Below are 15542 nucleotides of genomic sequence, written 5' to 3'. Positions count from 1 at the left end.
GGGCTCCCTCTCAGCGGTTGACGAACGAACGGAGAAAGAAGACGAGGTTGGCGGGTCGTTCTGCGAGGCGCCTCATGAAGTAGCCGTACCAGTCGGCCCCGTAAGGCACGTATACGCGCATCTGGTGGGCCTCAGCAAGCCGCCGCTGCTCATCGCTCCGGATGCCGTAGAGCATCTGAAACTCATAGGAGGAAGGGGCCCGCTCAACAGCAAGCGCCAACGCGATATCGATCATTCGCGGATCGTGACTCCCGATCATCGGGTACCCGTCCCCCCGCATGAGGATCCGCAGCCCCCGTACGTAAGCCCGGTCGACGTCCCGCTTCCCCTGGAACGCCACCGACGCAGGTTCCGCATAGGCCCCTTTGACGAGCCGCACCCGCGACCCTTCCCCCACCAAGTCCCGAAGGTCGCCCGCCGTACGCCGCAGCATCGCCTGAACAGCCACACCCACCCACGGAAAGTCAACACGCAACTTGCCCAGAATTTCCAGCGTCGAGTCGACGGTCGTATGGTCCTCCATGTCAAGCGTGACGGTCACGCCGACCCGCCCTGCCGCCGCACAGATCTCCCGCGCATGGTCGAGCGCCAAGGCCCCGTCCAACGCCTGCCCGAGCGCGGACAGTTTCACCGAAGCGTCGGCACCCCTGGCGAGCCCGTGTTCCTCGAACGCCGCGAACATGTCCAGATACGCGTCCCTGACGACCGCGGCCTGCTCACGCTCAACGGTGTCCTCACCAAGATGATCGAGAGTGACCTTCAATCCATCCCGACGTAGTTCCCGCACCACCTCGATGGCCGCATCAAGGTCGTCCCCGGCAACGAACCGGTCAACGACCCCTCGGGTCAGCGGCACGGACGTGACGAGGTCACGCGTCCGGCGGCTGCGGGCGGCGGCGAGCAGAAGCGTGCTGAGCATCAGAACCTCCGACGTTGAACACCTCGCACGCTAGGAGCCGCCACCCCAACCTCGTATAGTCAGATGCCACTTTCATCTCATCAATACTTCATACAAACGTACGAAGGACCAAGGATGGACCTCCAGGAGATCACGGAACACGCGGCCGACCTGCTCCACGCGCCCGCCACGTTGGAGGACCGCGATTTCCACCTGGTCGCCTACGCCCCTCACGGCGACATGATCGACCCGGTCCGGATGGACTCGATATTGCACCGCCGCGCCACGGCCGCCGTCCGCGCCCGTTTCGAGAGCTACGGCATCACCCGCGCCACGACGCCCGTCCGAATCCCCGCCGACCGTTCGATCAACCAACTGGGCCGCCTCTGCCTCCCCATCCGCTGGAACAACGTCACCTACGGCTACCTGTGGCTTCTGGACGACGAGGAGCACATAACGAACACCCAGGCGTCCCACGCGATGCCTCTCTGCGAACGCGCCGGCCTACTGATGGCCCGCCAGGCACGCGAACGCGACGACCTGGGCTGGAAGCTCGCGGACCTGCTCTCCACCCACCCCGACGCCCGCACCCAGGCGGTAGACGATCTGACCAACGCGGGCGTGGCGGACGCACCCTTCACCGTGGCAGTTCTCCGCTCCCCGAGCCCCGAGCCCCTCAACCCGTGGCTGCTCCCCCACTCCACCCTCACCACGGTGTGGCAACGAGACCACGTCCTCCTGCACCCGGCAGAAGCCTCCACCACGGTGGACCGAGCCCGCCGCCTCCTAGAAGAACGCAACGTCCCCGTCCGAACGGGCATCTTCTCCCCGTGCCCCACCCTCAACGACGTCCACGAGGGCTGGCAACGCGCCCGCGTGGCCGCCCGAACCGCCGCCCCCGGCGAAGCCCGCGACTGGACGTCCCTGGGCGTCCTCCGCCTCCTCCGCACCGCGGGCGACAAGGCCCTGACCCAGGCAACCCAGACCGAAGGCACAAGGCGCCTCGAAGGTCACCCCGTCCTCCTGGAAACAGCCCGCACCTACCTAGACCAAGCAGGCAACACCCAGAAAACCGCCCAAACCCTGAACATCCACCGCCAAACCCTCTACCACCGCCTAAGCCGCATAGAAGCCCTAACAGCCCTCTCCCTAACCAACGGCCAAGACCGCCTAACCCTCCACCTGGCCCTGACCCTGACCCCCCACCTCGATTAGCCGTACTGACCACAGAGGTTGCGAACGCCGGGGACCAGTCGGATGATCTTGGAATGAGGGAGGACCCCCGGATTCGGTGTGGATTGCGACATCTGCACCCGCCATCCGTGCCGGGACGACACGACAGATCACACAGACCCAACGCCGCCAGCGGCCGAGGAAGCCGCCCACAACGCACTCGCCAAGCCCACCGAGGCGAAGCCGAAGCGAAGGCCGAAATCCGACCGAGTTCGCGGCGAGGCCACCGCGCCCAGCGCGCCGAATCAGCACTGGACCCCCTAGGCTCCGACCACCAGGATCTGTAGAACCGTCCGCGACCTCACAGCCCAATCTCACCAAACTCCGTCGCCAGCCAGATCAGCCCAACGAGCCCGCCTGACAGCGCGACCGCTTAACAAGCGTGACCCCATCTCAGAGATGCGAAACCACCGGGCGACTGTGGCCAACCATCCAGTCGATGGCTCAGGTTATTGAAAGCAACGTCCAGCACCGTGAGGACTGGTGGCGGCAACGTTTCCCTCGTCTCTCGACCGAAGACTGACCCGTCCGCGCGTAGGTCGTTACCGCCCATCCCCCAGCCGATGATGAGCCCACTGCCGGGCGGCGTCGGCGTGCTCTCTCGCCCAGTCGGCGTCATTGGCGGCAAGGTTGAGTTTCCATTTGTCGGCGAAGACCCGGCTGAACAGATCGATGGCTGCATGGTCGGTGTTCGTCCACACGGGGAATCGGGAGAGCCACCTCTCCGTCTGGGCGGGCGTATGCCCAGCCTTCAACAGCCAGGGAACGAGCAACGCCAGCTCCAGGAACGCGGCACCACGGCCAGCGAACGTCCAGTCCACCAAGAAGACCGACCCGTCGTCACCGAGCAGGACGTTGGCGGGGTTCAGATCGGCGTGAAGCAATGTGTCGCCAGCAAGCATTGTGACGTCGGCCATTGCCTCCCAGCGTCGCTCGACGCGCTTGCGTTCGAGCACCGGCGGGACAGGGCGGTCCTGGAGGCCGTCGATGACCTTCGTCAAGACGTCCAGGTCCGCCGAACCCGGCGAATAGTCGGCATGGCGGGCCTGGACGTGCTCGAAGGCCAAGACGAGCCACCCCCCGGCCTCCACCGTCCAGTGAAGGCGGGGGGCGTACTCGGTGACATAGGGATTGATCGCGGCTTCCCAACGCAGGGACCGGACCTCCGGGCCATCGGTGTCAGGCTCGGCCTTGCGGGCAGCCTTGAGGAACAGCCGCCTGCGGCCAGCGTGGATGGTCGCGGCGACGTCCGCGTGATTGCCGGCGGGCGCAGGCTCAACCCCGTGGATCGGCCCGGTGTGCGCCATGATCGCCCCGAGCACCTCGGACGGCAGTGCGGACCAGTCGCTTCGCATTGATCAATCCCCGTCGTCGGATCAGGCGGTGTGAGGTGGCTGCGCGCAGTTCTCAGGGCAGCAGGACTCGCCGTCCATCCACCATTCCAGATCGACGTGGTACCCGGTGGCGCGCATCGCCGCCAGGCCACGCGCGGACGCCTGCCCGGAACGGATGTCCTCGTCCATGATCGGCAAGTGGTGCATGTACCGGCCCGCGACCCGGTCGCACACCTCGGCGAAGGTGCGGGTGCGCATCATCGAGCGGTGCCAAATCTTGTCGACGGCGGGCGACGGCGCGAACTTCACCCAGGCACGCGGGTCGCCGCCGACCTCGGCCATGGTGGCTCCCCACGCTTTAAGGAAAACCAGGAACTGCTCGACGCCCGCCTCGGCGTAAGGACGGGTGACCTTGTCGAAGGTCACCACGTCGTCGACCATGACCTGGAACTGCTCCAGCGTCACCAGGTCGCGAGGGTCCTTGGCGACCGTGGCCGCCCGTTCGGTGGTGATGGTCATCGTGACCTCCAGCGGCGCGCCTGATGTGTGGTTCCGCGACCTGGGTGCGCGCCTGCTGCCCCAGGCTGCGGAGGTGAGTGGGCGCTCGTCCGCGGCATCGACCCCCGGAACCCGCGCGCCGAGGCTCACGGCAATCAGCTGAGACCGGGCGTGAGGAAACCAGTTCGCGGTTCCACGACGTGAGCCCAAGGTGTCGTTGCGGGGACTACTCCTCGTTCTCCAGCTCTTGGATGTTCTGTTCGGCCAACGCTCGGGTGGCCTTGATTTGGGCGGGCAGCTGGCCGTGCTGCACCATCGCCTGTTCGTAGGCGCCATGGGCGATCTCCAAGGCGGCCTGTACAGAGACGAGCGGTTTCGCCCGCGATGACTGCGGTGCTTTCAGACATTGGGACGTACCTCCAAAACGGCGAAGACCCACTCGCCCTCGCCAGCGGGCCGCCAGCCGGTGTAGGCGGCCAGCCTCTTCACGATGAAGAGCCCACGCCCGTTCTCGGCGTCGAGCTGCAGAGACCTGCACCGGGGCGATGCCGGGCCGGGGTCCCATACCTCGACGGTGAGTGTGTTGACCACCTCTTCACAGATCCGAACCCGGATCTTCTTGTGGCTTGCCTGAGTGACCGAGTTCGTCACCAGCTCGCACACCACCAACTGGGCATCTTCCGCCTGTCGCTCGGACAGCCCCACATGACGAGAGCCGCACCGCCGCACGGCGGGCGATGCCCACTGTCGCCGGTGGTGAGAGGAACTCATGATCCATAAAAATCTTCCGCGTCTCCTGGGCTGCTGTCGTCATCGGTGACTCCCGATTCGGTACCGGGCCCGTCCTGCTGTTCCACACCGAACGGCGGACCTCGTGTCACACGACACTGGCTTGCGGCGAGCGCTCCGCACCAGAAGAGAGGCAAAAGGAGGCAGACAACCTCAGCGGTAGGTGTCGGCCGCTGCCTCGATCAGCCTCCCCGCTTCGTCTCCAAAGACGGCAGAGCGGTAAAGATCTTCAAACGCAGCCAAATACAAGGAGACCTCGCCCGGCACGGTGATGGTGACCAGGGCAGACAGGATCTCCACCTCCACCTTGTTGCCGTCGAACACGGTGAAGTTCTCCAACACCCACTGAGAACGTGCACGAGCGAAGGGGAGCACTCCCAGCGCCACCGAAGGGATCGCGGACGCTGTGATGTTCGCCAGGTGCGAGAGCTGATTGAGCATTACTTGTGGTTCACCGAGGCGGTAGTACAGCGCCGCCTCTTCCATCAGGAACAGGAACTTACGACCAGGGCGCCACAGAACACGCTGCCGGTCAATGCGAGCGGCTGCCGCTCCTGGTACATCGTCGTCAGGCCCGCCCGATCGACGGGAGATGAGAGTAAGCAACTCAGTTACGTAATCCCGAGTCTGGAGGAGGCCGGGCACGACCTGAGAACAGTACGTCCAGTCGGTGGAGGCCCCTTCGTACAGGGCAAGGCGACTCTCCTGGAGCCGCCTCAGGCCGCCTTTACCTCGCTGGAGGCGCTTCCAGGTCGCATAGGCAGAGTCCACAGACTGCAGAGCCGCTATGAGGTCCTCGCACTGGTCCTCGGCGTCACAGACGCGGCACCAGGCCCTGATGTCGGCGGCGGTCGGCGGCCGTCGAGCATGCTCGATCTTGCCGACCTTCCATCTGTCCCATCCGGCGGCTTCGGCGAGGTATTGGGTCTTGATCCCCGAGTTCAGGCGGATCTCGCGCAGGCGGTCGGCGAGGGCCTGCCGAGCTGCTTGAACAGCCGGGTACTGGGGTGAAGGCACGGTGTCAGTATCGAATCGGCTACTGCGGGCGGTAGTCCTTATGCGGAATCGCTCGCTCCCATGCTCCCTCGAAAGCGCTACCGCACTGCTCCGCCACAGCCGGATCGTCGGTCAGTTCTGCGCCAACGTAGTCCCCGACGCCGGAGAAGTAGCCGAACCGAACGAGACGATCGTCCAACACCCAATAGTCATTGGCGGGCAAGCACAGACCGCCAGCCTGCCGGCGAGGCAACCAACGGACCTGCTCGCCGGCCGCCTCATTGAGCGCGCCGGCCCCTTCGTACTCGAATCGGGTGAACGGGGCCAGAGGCTCAGAGACGACCCGGACACGACGCATGGTGACGCCGCGCCCCACCGCAGTCCGTACGATCTCGGCCCACTCGTGCTCTTGCTCGGCGATGTCGGCAGAGGTCACATAACCGTCCAGCCAGCGCAGGAACAGCGGGTCATCAGGCGTGTAGGCATCCCTCAGTTCGAGGTGAACCGCCGTCCGCCGCGCCGTGGCAAACAGTGCGGCGAAGTCCTCTGCGTCGAGATCGTCAGGTCTCGGCGTTGTCACGTAGCGCCTCCAAGATGGTCTCCCGCATCCGGGCCGGGAACCTCACCAGACTCTCGTGCGGAGCGAGAGGACTGTTCCCCTTCGCCTCGGCGAGCACCTGCGGGGCCGCCTCGGTCCAGCCCTGGAAGAGGATGTCGCCTGTGTCCTCATCGAGGTGGACAGCCAGGCAGTTTCCGCCCTGCGTGTTCGGGTCGATCGCGAGCAACCGCAGCGCCATGACGGCCTCCGTCATCGATGGTGAGGCGAAGAGAGGCATCTCGTCTAGGAGACTCTCCCGCCTATGCAGCTCTGGTCAAGGGATTCCACAGCGAGCTAACGTCCGCGCATGGATACCGCGAGGACGTCGAAGAGCGTGGCGTGGAGGACGTCGACTTACACCAGGGAAGGCAACTGCGTCCAGATAGCTGAACTTGAAGCCCGAGTCATCGGCATCCGAGACTCCAAAGACCCGGACGGCCCGTACCTGCCCCTGTCCCAGGCTGTCCTGGCGACTCTCCTCACCCAGATCAAGGCTGGCGTCCTCGGCCTCTAACGGGGCGACTAGTGTTCTGCGCCTGAAAATTCTTGTAGATATCGGGCGAGGGAGCTGAGGATTTCTTCGGCGGGCTTGGTCCACACGCACGGCTTGGGGTTGTTGTTCCACTGCTGGATCCAGGCGCGGACGTCGGCTTCGAGAGCTTGGACGCTTTTGTGGACGCCGCGTTGGGTGAGCTGGGTGGTGAGGTAGGCGAACCAGCGTTCGACCTGGTTGAGCCAGGACGACCCGGTCGGGGTGAAATGCACGTGGAAGCGAGGGTGGCGGGCCAGCCATTCGTGGACGAGCGGTGTCTTGTGAGTGGCCAGGTTGTCGCAGATCAGGTGCACCTCCAGTTCGGCGGGCACGGCCTTGTCGATCGCGACAAGGAACTACCGTTCTGGTCAGCGGGGACCGGGATCGTGCTGGCGATACCGCGGCGGCGTAGGTGGTCCCGGATCGATGGAGGGACAGGGCGGGCGAAGCCCCAAGGGGGACAGGGGCGGAGCCCCGGGGGCGGGCGGGTGGGGGATGGCGGAGGCACGGGGGGCTCCGGGGGGTCGTCCCCCCGGAAAAAGCGAAGGATCCCCAGGGAAGACGCAAAGCGCCGACCATGGGGACCCAGATCCGTAGCGGGGGCAGGATTTGAACCTGCGACCTCTGGGTTATGAGCCCAGCGAGCTACCGAACTGCTCCACCCCGCGGTGTTGGTTCAAGTGTAGGGCATGGGGTGGGGTGGTGGGGACGGGTCATCGGGTGCAGCTGGGGATGGGGCCTTTGCCGCTGGTGAGGGCGTTGATGGCTTGGAGGGTGCCGTGGAGGGTGTCGGCGCGGATGAGGCGGAGGCCGTCGGGGCGGGAGGCGGCGGCGTCGGCGCAGTTGTCTTTGGGGGTGAGGAAGACGGTGGCGCCGGCGCGGCGGGCGGCGATCATTTTTTGTTGGATGCCGCCGATGGGGCCGACTTCGCCGTTGGCGGTGATGGTGCCGGTGCCGGCGATGAAGCGGCCTTGGGTGAGGGGGCCTGGGGTGAGTTTGTCGATGATGGCGAGGGAGAACATGAGGCCGGCTGAGGGGCCGCCGATGTCGCCGACGCTGATGTCGATTTTGAAGGGGAATTTGTACTGGTCGGCGATGACGATGCCGACGGCGGCGCGGTCGCCGCCGGGGGTGGCGACGGTTTTGAGGGTGGCGGTGTGGGGTTTGCCGGCGCGGGTGTAGGTGACGGTGACGGTGTCGCCGATCTTGTGTTTGGCCATGGTGCCGGTGACTTGGGCGACGTTGGTGACTTTGGCGCCGTCGACGGCGGTGATCTCGTCGTCGGGTTTGAGGATGCCGTCGGCGGGGCGGCCTTTTTGGACGCCTTCGACGATGACGCGGGTGGAGATGGGGATGCCGAGTTCGTGGAGGGCGGCGGCTTCGGCGTTCTGTTGGGAGTTCTCCATCTGGCGGGTGTTCTCTTCGTCGACCTGCTTCGGCGTTTCGTCCTGGGGGAAGATGGTTTCTTCGGGGACGATGGCGGTGTCGTCGGCGAGCCAGCCGCGGAGGGCGGTGAGGAGGTCGATGCGTCCGCTGGGTCCGCCTCGGTAGGTGACGGTGGTGAAGTTGAGGTGTCCGCCGCCGGGGTAGGTTTGGCGGCCTTCGATTCTGATGAGGGGTTGGCCTTTGTCGTTGGTGCCGAGGGTGTTGCTCGTGGGCCCGGGGGTGAGCGCGACGTACGGGACGCGCATGACGGAGCCGATGATGGCGAGCACGAGGACGATCACGCTCGCTGTGGTGAGCGTGGCGGCACGACGGGACATGGTCGGAACTCTATTCGGTGGTGGGGGTCAGCACGCGCCGACCCATTCGTCGCCGCCGTCGGTGAAGGTCTGGTGTTTCCAGAGGGGCACGTGTGCTTTGAGGTCGTCGATGAGGCGGCGGCAGGCGGTGAAGGCTTCGTCGCGGTGGGCGCCGGCGGCGGCGACGATGACGGCGGTGTCGCCGACGCGGAGGTCTCCGACGCGGTGGACGGCGGCGAGGCCGAGGACGGGGTGGTCGGCGGCGACTTTCTCCATGACGGCGCGGAGTCGCTGGTGGGCGGTGGGGTGCGCGCTGTAGGAGAGGCCGTGGACGGCGCGGGCGTGGTCGTTGTCGCGGACCGTTCCGATGAAGACGGCGGTGCCGCCGACGCCGGGCGCGGCGACGGCGGCGAGCGTTTCGTCGACGGAGAGGGGCGTGTCGCGGACGTCGACCAGCTTGATCACCTCGTCGGTGGAGGTGGTGGCGGCGCTGTCTTGGGTCACGTCGGCAGGCTACCCGCCCGTGGCTGGTTCGTCCGGTTCGAGGGTGGCGGCGAGGGCTTCGGGGAGGTTGCGGACGAGTTCGGTTCCGGTGAGGACGGCGTCTTCGCTGTCGTGGCTGCGCATGCGGATGGCGGAGAGGCGGGCGCCGTCGCGGAGGACGCCGATGACCATGCGGACGTCTTCGCGGGCGGGGTGGGTGCCGACGAACGCTTCGGCTGCGGCGGCGTCGTCGGGGATGTCGGCTTCGACGTCGGCGGGGAGGATGACGCGTTCGAGGACGAGGGCGCAGCCGTCGACGGTGTCGGGCCAGACGATTCCGGCGAGGGATCGTTCGAGGTCGTTGGGTTCGGGGAGGGTGTCCTGTTCGACGGGGACGAGGGCGTCGGCGTCGGGGGGGAGCTGGGCGGCGATGCCGGGTTCGGCGCGGCGGAGGACGCCGCTGCGGACGAGGGCGTACAGGCTCGGCGGGGCGTCCCACCCCTTCTGGGCCGAGTGACGTTCGAGGTCGAGGACGACTTCTTCCAGATGGTTCACGGGCCCATCTTTCCCCCTTTCGCCCTGGGGACATGCGGGAACCCCCGTGTCAGTCGGTAAGTTGCTTATTCAGCGCTGCACCGGCGGGCGGCCGGTGGCGAGATTCTCGATCGGAGGGGTCAGTTGACCTTCCGGACTCCCGGCTTCGGGCGCCGGCTCGGTACCGGACGGACACGGCTGGTGTTGCCGACACTGGTGGTGTTCGCCGTGCTCCTGGTCGCGTTCATGGTGTTCACGGCGACGTACACGAATGTGCTGTGGTACGACTCCATCGGCTTCAAGAAGGTGTACACGACGCAGCTTCAGGCGAAGGTGGTGCTGTTCTTCGGGGCGGGGCTGCTGATGTCGCTGGTGGTGGGCGCGAATGTGGCGGTGGCGTATCGGCTGCGTCCGGCGTACCGGCCGTTGTCGGTGGAGCAGCAGGGCTTGGAGCGGTACCGCACGGTGATCGATCCGCGCCGGCGGCTGATCGCGTGGTCGTTGTTGGGCCTGTTGGGGGTGTTGACGGGTTCGTCGGTGGCGGGCCAGTGGCCGGTGTGGTTGGCGTTCCTGAACCGGACGTCGTTCGGTGTGGAGGATCCGCAGTTCCACAAGGACGTGTCGTTCTACGTCTTCACGTATCCGTTCTTGCGTCTGGTCCTCGGTGTGGTCTTCGCGACGTTGATCCTGTCGATTCTGGCCGCGGTGGTGGTGCATTACCTGTACGGGGGTTTGCGGCTGCAGGGGCCGGGTGACAAGGCGAGTCCGCCCGCGCGTGCCCATCTGTCGGTGCTGTTCGGGCTGTTCATCCTGTTGAAGGCGGTCGCGTACTGGTTCGACCGGTACGGCTTGGTGCATTCGGAGCGGGGCGTGACGACGGGCGCGTCCTACACCGATGTCAACGCGCTGCTGCCGGCGAAGACCATCCTCATGATCATCGCGCTGTTGTGCTCGGTGATGTTCTTCAGCAACCTGATGCGGCGCGGGATGATGCTGCCGGGCGTGGGGGCCACGCTGCTGGTCCTGTCGGCGATCCTGCTGGGCGGGGTGTATCCGCTGTTGATCCAGCAGTTCCAGGTGAAGCCGGACGAGCTGGCCAAGGAGCAGACGTTCATCGAGCGCAACATCGAGTTCACCCGTAGGGCGTACGGCGTGGACAAGGCGAGCGTCGTCCAGTACGGGTCGCAGCCGGTGACCGACAAGGAGAAGCTTCGCCAGGAGGCGGACACGCTCGTTCAGGGCGGCGTGCGCGTCCTCGACCCGGCGGTGATGGGCGAGACGTTCGAGCAGCTTCAGCGCATCAGGCCGTTCTACAAGTTCCCCGACACGCTCGACGTCGACCGGTACCAGGTGGACGGCCGGATGGTCGACACGATCGTCGCGCTGCGGGAGCTGTCGGGGGCGCCTTCGGGGCAGCGGAGCTGGGTGAAGGACCACATGGTCTACACGCACGGCTACGGGCTGGTGTCGGCGTACGGGGATCGTTTCGACGGCAAGCTGCCCGACTTCGTCACGAAGAACATGCCGGTCTCCCCGCAGCACAAGATCAAGGTGGCGAAGCCGGAGATCTACTTTGGGGAGCGGTCGCCGCGGTACTCGGTGGTCGGCGGGCGCGGCCAGGAGGAGCTGAACTACCCGGACAACAGCAAGGCGGGGCAGCAGAGCAGCAACTACGACGGTGACGGCGGCGTCCCGATCGACTCGTTCTTCCACAAGTTGCTGTTCGCGTCGAAGTTCCAGGACAAGAACCTGCTGCTGTCCGGCGCGATCAACAAGGACGCGAAGATCCTCTACGACCGGTCGCCGCGGGAGATGGTGCGCAAGGCGGCGCCTTGGCTGACGCTGGACGGCGACCCGTACCCGGCGGTGGTGAACGGGCGCATCCTGTGGATCGTGGACGGCTACACCACGTCCAACGCCTACCCGTACTCGGAGGAGATGAGTCTGGCGGAGGCGACCCGCGACACCATCACCGACACGCGGTCGGCGGTGGCGCGGCAGGCCGACGATCACATCAACTACATGCGCAACTCGGTGAAGGCGACGGTGGACGCCTATGACGGGTCGGTGCACCTGTACCAATGGGACGAGAACGACCCGATCACGAAGACGTGGATGAAGGTGTTCGACAACACCGTCCAGCCGAGGTCGTCGATCCCGCCGGAACTGGAGGCGCATTTCCGTTACCCGCAGGACCTGTTCAAGGTGCAGCGGAAGATCCTCACGAAGTACCACGTGACGGACCCGTCGGCGTTCTACAACGGTGAGGGTTTCTGGGAGGTGCCGGAGGACCCGTCGACGAAGGACAGGCGCCAGCCGCCGTACTACCAAAGCATGCGGATGCCCGGTCAGGACTCCGAGTCGTTCTTGCTCACGACGGTGTTCAACCCGCGCGGCAACGCCCAGTTGGCGGCGTTCATGGCGGTGGGGTCGACGCCGGGACGCGACTACGGGCAGATCCAGATCCTGCAGATGCCGCGGGACGCGCAACCGGCGGGGCCGGGCCAGGTGCAGAACTCGTTCGAGACGGACGATCAGGTGAAGGGCGACCTGTTCGCGCTGAGACAGGGCGGCACGAAGACCGTGGCGGGCAATCTGCTGACGATCCCGTTCGGGGGGAGCCTGCTGTACGTCGAGCCGATGTACAAGAAGGCGGCGGGCGGCAAGGAGCAGCAGCCGTATCCGATCCTCGGCAAGATCCTCGTCCAGTACGGGAACAGCAGCGCCTCGGCGGACACGCTGAAGGAGGCGTTGGAGAAGGTTCTCGGCGGCACGGGCGCGGCGCCGCCGGTGGACGCTCCGCCGGGGACGGCGCCGGGCGGGCAGCTCACCGCGGAGGCGCGGAAGGCGGTCGGCGACCTTCAACGGGCCATCCAGGACTACGAGAACGCCCGCAAGGAAGGCAACTATCCGGGGATGGGCGAGGCCTGGAAGCGGATCAAGGAGGCGCAGGCGGCGCTTTCGGCGGCGAGCCGGGCGAAGCCCGCGGCGCCGTCCCCGTCGCCGCGCCCGACCGGGTCTCCGTCCGGTTCCCCGACCCCGACCACGACACCGTCCACGGGCTGAGGCCGTCTCTGTCACAGCCCCGGCCCATGGCACTCGCCTGACGGCTCGTGCCGTGTCCGTGTCGGCGCGAACGCGACATCGCTCGCGATCCGCGCGGTGAGGTTCGCCTCCGGCGTCGCCTCACCGCGCGGGTGACGCGTTCGCGTGCGTGGCCGATGGAGGCGCGCCCTCTGGCTGAGGCCGAGACCCGGCCGGGTTCAGCGGCGGCGTTTGCGTGCGCGGCGGATGGCGGCGGCGGCGCCGATCGCGGCGACGGTGGCGCCGGCGGCGGTCGCCATGGTGGCCTCCTTGCCGCCGACGCGGCGTCCGACGACGGCGTGCCGTCCCGCTGTCTCGTCGATCAGGGCGCGCAGCGCGGTGGCGTTGTCGTATAGGGGTTTCCAGCCGGCGGCGCGGAGCCGCGCGCAGTCCACGACCCACGGGTAGGCGACATAGTGCAGGTCGGTGGCGGGCGCGGGTGTCATGCCGAGCCGGTGCAGCCGCTGCGCCATGCCGAAGGTGAGCGCGGCGGGCAGTTCGAAGGTCCGCTTCCCGGTGATCTCGGTCACCTCGTCGGGGCCGAGCCAGCCGTCGCAGCCGACGGCGAGGGGCCCGGTGACGTTCTCGGTGACGACGACGTCCAGCGCGGACGCGAGGTCCTCGATGTGGCAGAACTGCCAGCCGGGTGTGCTGCCCTTGACCGACAGCAGCCGCGGCGCCTCGAAGTGCCGGGTGATGACGGTGTCCACGCCGGGGCCGGTGAGCGCGGCGGGGCGGACGACGGTGACGTCCAGGCCGGGGTGGGTGATCGGCGCGGTCGCGGCCAGTTCCTCGATCTCCAGGTAGTCGCCCGCGATGCTGGTGCTGGCCTCGGCGCGCAGCGGCGCGTCCTCGTCCAGCGGCACCTCGTTGCCGGGCTCGGCGCCGTACACCATCGCGGACGTGACGAGGACCACGCGGCGGACGCGGGCGGCAGCGGCGGCGGTCACCACGGTCTGGGCGCCGCGGACGTTGTGGGTGCGGCGGTCGCGGGGGTCCACGTCCGGGGAGTCCTCGACGTCCAGGTTGACGATCACGTCGACGTCCGACAGCCGGTTGGACAGCAGGGGGTCACGGATGTCGACGACACGCCACGTGACCGCGGGCACATCGCCGCGGTGCCCGTCGATGGCGACGACCTTGCGGATCTCTTCCCGTTCGGCGAGCCGGGCGGCGAGCAGCCGTCCCGCGCCGGTGGCGGCGCCGGTGACGGCGACGACCGGGCCCTTGCTACGCCGAGGGCGAACCTTGCCCGTTGCCACGGAGGCGCCCCCTTCCTTGTGTACGCGACCTTGCCGGGACCGGCTAACGTTGCGGATATGAGCCCATCATGCATCCCAGGGGCAAACCGATGAGTGACAACCCGTTCGGTTTCAACCGTCCCGGCAACGGTGACGACGACGACCGGCCCCAGGATCCATTCAAGGGCATGGGCGGCGACATGGCGCAGTTCGCCGACATGCTGCACCGCTTCGCGGACATGATCGGCGGCCAGGGCGCGGGCGGCGCCGCCGGTGGCGGCCCCCTGAACTGGGACCTGGCCAAGAACATCGCGCGGCACACGGTGGTGGAGGAGGGCGACCCGTCGGTCGTCGACGCCGAGCGGCGCCAGGTGGAGGAGGCGCTGCGCCTCGCGGACCTGTGGCTGGACGAGAAGACGACCCTGCCCGCCGGGATCCGCACGCCGCGGGCGTGGAGCCGGTCCGAGTGGATCGAGCAGACGCTGCCGGTGTGGGCGAAGGTGTGCGACCCGATCGCGGACCGCATGGTCGACTCGATGGGCGGGGCGCTCGGCGGCGGTGAGATCCCCGACGACATGCGGGCGATGGCGGGCCCGCTGATCGGGATGGTCAAGCAGATGGCGGGCGCGATGGTCGGCGGCCAGGCGGGGCAGGCGCTCGGCGCGCTGGCCCGTGAGGTGACCGGGTCCGCGGACGTGGGGCTGCCGCTCGCCCCGGACGGTGTGGGCGCGCTGCTGCCCGCGGGCGTCGAGGCGTTCGGCTCCGGGCTGGAGGTCTCCGCCGACGAGGTCCGGCTGTACCTGGCGCTGCGGGAGGCCGCCCACCAGCGACTCTTCGCGCACGTGCCGTGGCTGCGGTCGCATCTGCTGGGCGCGGTCGAGGAGTACGCGCGGGGCATCACGGTCGACCTTTCGGGCATCGAGCAGGCCGTCCAGGGTCTGGACCTGTCGAATCCGGAGGCGATCCAGGAGGCGCTCGGCGGCGAGATCCAGCTCCAGCCGGAGGAGACGCCGCGGCAGAAGGCGGCGCTGGCCCGGTTGGAGACGACGCTCGCGCTGGTCGAGGGCTGGGTCGACACGGTGGTCAACGAGGCGGCGGACGGGCGGCTGCCCGGTTCGGTAAAGCTGGCCGAGGCGGTGCGGCGGCGCCGCGCGACGGGCGGGCCGGCGGAGCGGACGTTCGCGACGCTGGTCGGCCTGGAGCTGCGGCCGCGGCGGCTGCGGGAGGCGGCGGCGCTGTGGCGGACGCTCACGCAGGCGCGGGGCGTGCAGGACCGGGACGCGATCTGGGACCATCCCGACCTGCTTCCGACGTCCGATGATCTCGACGATCCCGATGGTTTCGTCCATGGCCGCGACGAGATCGAGGGCCTTTCCGACCTGGACCTGTCCAGGTTGACCAAGGCCCCGGAGGACGAGACCGGGAAGCCCGACGAGAAACCCGACGATCGGGATCTCGGTGACGATGAGGGACCGGGCGACGACTCCGGACAGGACGGGCCCCGAGCATGAGCCGGTCCCGCGAGTCGCATCCGCGGCCGGTGGTCCGTGTGAACGGCTGCCGGTACGAGCCGTGCTCGT

General features: G+C 67.6%; 17 protein-coding genes and 1 tRNA gene. 4 read left to right on the top strand and 14 right to left on the bottom strand.

The genetic code is table 11. The annotated features are described in order from the left end of the window. Positions 1-10: 10 nt before the first annotated feature. Positions 11-919: a proline dehydrogenase family protein gene (locus tag D0T12_RS15760; protein WP_117400294.1), complete on the bottom strand. Its 909-nt coding sequence runs from the start codon at positions 917-919 to the stop codon at positions 11-13. A 114-nt stretch (positions 920-1033) separates the two neighbouring features. Here D0T12_RS15760 and D0T12_RS15755 point away from each other — a divergent pair, with 114 nt between their 5' ends. Then, positions 1034-2113 (top strand): PucR family transcriptional regulator, encoded by a 1080-nt coding sequence (locus D0T12_RS15755; protein ID WP_158581511.1) that lies wholly within the window; start codon positions 1034-1036, stop codon positions 2111-2113. Positions 2114-2673: 560 nt separating this feature from the next. On the opposite strand, the gene D0T12_RS15750 is transcribed toward D0T12_RS15755, so the two are convergent. The 7 genes from D0T12_RS15750 to D0T12_RS15725 all read right to left on the bottom strand — a co-directional run bounded on the left by D0T12_RS15750 (position 2674) and on the right by D0T12_RS15725 (position 6560). Then, entirely contained in the window at positions 2674-3486 is an 813-nt protein-coding gene (locus tag D0T12_RS15750) for a phosphotransferase (protein ID WP_117400292.1), read from the bottom strand. 21 nt (positions 3487-3507) lie between these two features. Continuing rightward, complete coding sequence (locus D0T12_RS15745) at positions 3508-3984, bottom strand: glycine-rich domain-containing protein (protein ID WP_117400291.1); 477 nt, start codon at positions 3982-3984, stop codon at positions 3508-3510. Between the two features lie 205 nt (positions 3985-4189). Beyond that, positions 4190-4312, bottom strand: a complete 123-nt coding sequence (locus D0T12_RS37025; RefSeq protein WP_267900404.1) for a hypothetical protein — start codon at positions 4310-4312, stop codon at positions 4190-4192. Between the two features lie 50 nt (positions 4313-4362). Further along, positions 4363-4734 carry an ATP-binding protein gene (locus tag D0T12_RS15740; protein ID WP_117400290.1) on the bottom strand — a complete coding sequence of 124 codons (372 nt, stop codon included), beginning with the start codon at positions 4732-4734 and terminating at the stop codon, positions 4363-4365. A gap of 171 nt (positions 4735-4905) precedes the next feature. Then, positions 4906-5769, bottom strand: a complete 864-nt coding sequence (locus D0T12_RS15735) for a helix-turn-helix domain-containing protein (protein ID WP_158581509.1) — start codon at positions 5767-5769, stop codon at positions 4906-4908. Between the two features lie 19 nt (positions 5770-5788). Beyond that, the gene (locus tag D0T12_RS15730) at positions 5789-6328 is read right to left on the bottom strand and encodes a DUF6879 family protein (RefSeq protein WP_233526086.1); all 540 of its coding nucleotides are present in this window, start codon (positions 6326-6328) and stop codon (positions 5789-5791) included. Further along, positions 6309-6560: a hypothetical protein gene (locus tag D0T12_RS15725; protein WP_233526085.1), complete on the bottom strand. Its 252-nt coding sequence runs from the start codon at positions 6558-6560 to the stop codon at positions 6309-6311. Before D0T12_RS15725 ends, D0T12_RS15730 begins: the two co-directional genes overlap by 20 nt. Before the next feature lie 93 nt (positions 6561-6653). Here D0T12_RS15725 and D0T12_RS15720 point away from each other — a divergent pair, with 93 nt between their 5' ends. Further along, positions 6654-6860: a DUF397 domain-containing protein gene (locus D0T12_RS15720; protein WP_117400288.1), complete on the top strand. Its 207-nt coding sequence runs from the start codon at positions 6654-6656 to the stop codon at positions 6858-6860. Between the two features lie 8 nt (positions 6861-6868). Here D0T12_RS15720 and D0T12_RS15715 read toward each other — a convergent pair whose 3' ends face one another. From D0T12_RS15715 to D0T12_RS15695, 5 genes are all read right to left on the bottom strand, one after another. Continuing rightward, the gene (locus D0T12_RS15715) at positions 6869-7222 is read right to left on the bottom strand and encodes a transposase (RefSeq protein WP_325050812.1); all 354 of its coding nucleotides are present in this window, start codon (positions 7220-7222) and stop codon (positions 6869-6871) included. A gap of 250 nt (positions 7223-7472) precedes the next feature. Continuing rightward, positions 7473-7546 (bottom strand) — tRNA-Met (locus D0T12_RS15710). A gap of 45 nt (positions 7547-7591) precedes the next feature. Further along, complete coding sequence (locus D0T12_RS15705; RefSeq protein WP_117400287.1) at positions 7592-8641, bottom strand: YlbL family protein; 1050 nt, start codon at positions 8639-8641, stop codon at positions 7592-7594. Positions 8642-8668: 27 nt separating this feature from the next. Next, a complete protein-coding gene (locus D0T12_RS15700; protein ID WP_233526083.1) occupies positions 8669-9124 on the bottom strand; it encodes a molybdenum cofactor biosynthesis protein MoaE in 456 nt (151 codons plus the stop codon). 9 nt (positions 9125-9133) lie between these two features. Next, on the bottom strand, positions 9134-9658 hold the full coding sequence (locus D0T12_RS15695; RefSeq protein WP_117400286.1) for a PPA1309 family protein: 525 nt from the start codon (positions 9656-9658) through the stop codon (positions 9134-9136). Between the two features lie 123 nt (positions 9659-9781). On the opposite strand from D0T12_RS15695, the gene D0T12_RS15690 reads away from it, so the two are divergent. Then, complete coding sequence (locus tag D0T12_RS15690; RefSeq protein ID WP_117400285.1) at positions 9782-12703, top strand: UPF0182 family membrane protein; 2922 nt, start codon at positions 9782-9784, stop codon at positions 12701-12703. A gap of 197 nt (positions 12704-12900) precedes the next feature. Here D0T12_RS15690 and D0T12_RS15685 read toward each other — a convergent pair whose 3' ends face one another. Further along, positions 12901-13983 carry an NAD-dependent epimerase/dehydratase family protein gene (locus tag D0T12_RS15685; RefSeq protein ID WP_117400284.1) on the bottom strand — a complete coding sequence of 361 codons (1083 nt, stop codon included), beginning with the start codon at positions 13981-13983 and terminating at the stop codon, positions 12901-12903. An 89-nt stretch (positions 13984-14072) separates the two neighbouring features. Between D0T12_RS15685 and D0T12_RS15680 the strand changes: the two genes are divergently transcribed. Beyond that, a complete protein-coding gene (locus D0T12_RS15680; protein ID WP_117400283.1) occupies positions 14073-15473 on the top strand; it encodes a zinc-dependent metalloprotease in 1401 nt (466 codons plus the stop codon). Positions 15474-15542: the final 69 nt, after the last annotated feature.

It is taken from the genome of Actinomadura spongiicola, from assembly GCF_003432485.1.
Taxonomy (GTDB): domain Bacteria; phylum Actinomycetota; class Actinomycetes; order Streptosporangiales; family Streptosporangiaceae; genus Spirillospora; species Spirillospora spongiicola.
The sequence above is the reverse complement of the archived record's forward strand: the minus strand, read 5'-3'. Positions and strand labels throughout refer to the sequence as shown.

Bases quoted from the DNA above. Each gene is read 5' to 3' on its own strand.
- D0T12_RS15760 (WP_117400294.1), bottom strand. From the start codon at position 919: ATGCTCAGCACGCTTCTGCTCGCCGCCGCCCGCAGCCGCCGGACGCGT.
- D0T12_RS15755 (WP_158581511.1), top strand. From the start codon at position 1,034: ATGGACCTCCAGGAGATCACGGAACACGCGGCCGACCTGCTCCACGCG.
- D0T12_RS15750 (WP_117400292.1), bottom strand. From the start codon at position 3,486: ATGCGAAGCGACTGGTCCGCACTGCCGTCCGAGGTGCTCGGGGCGATC.
- D0T12_RS15745 (WP_117400291.1), bottom strand. From the start codon at position 3,984: ATGACCATCACCACCGAACGGGCGGCCACGGTCGCCAAGGACCCTCGC.
- D0T12_RS15740 (WP_117400290.1), bottom strand. From the start codon at position 4,734: ATGAGTTCCTCTCACCACCGGCGACAGTGGGCATCGCCCGCCGTGCGG.
- D0T12_RS15725 (WP_233526085.1), bottom strand. From the start codon at position 6,560: ATGACGGAGGCCGTCATGGCGCTGCGGTTGCTCGCGATCGACCCGAAC.
- D0T12_RS15720 (WP_117400288.1), top strand. From the start codon at position 6,654: ATGGATACCGCGAGGACGTCGAAGAGCGTGGCGTGGAGGACGTCGACT.
- D0T12_RS15705 (WP_117400287.1), bottom strand. From the start codon at position 8,641: ATGTCCCGTCGTGCCGCCACGCTCACCACAGCGAGCGTGATCGTCCTC.
- D0T12_RS15680 (WP_117400283.1), top strand. From the start codon at position 14,073: ATGAGTGACAACCCGTTCGGTTTCAACCGTCCCGGCAACGGTGACGAC.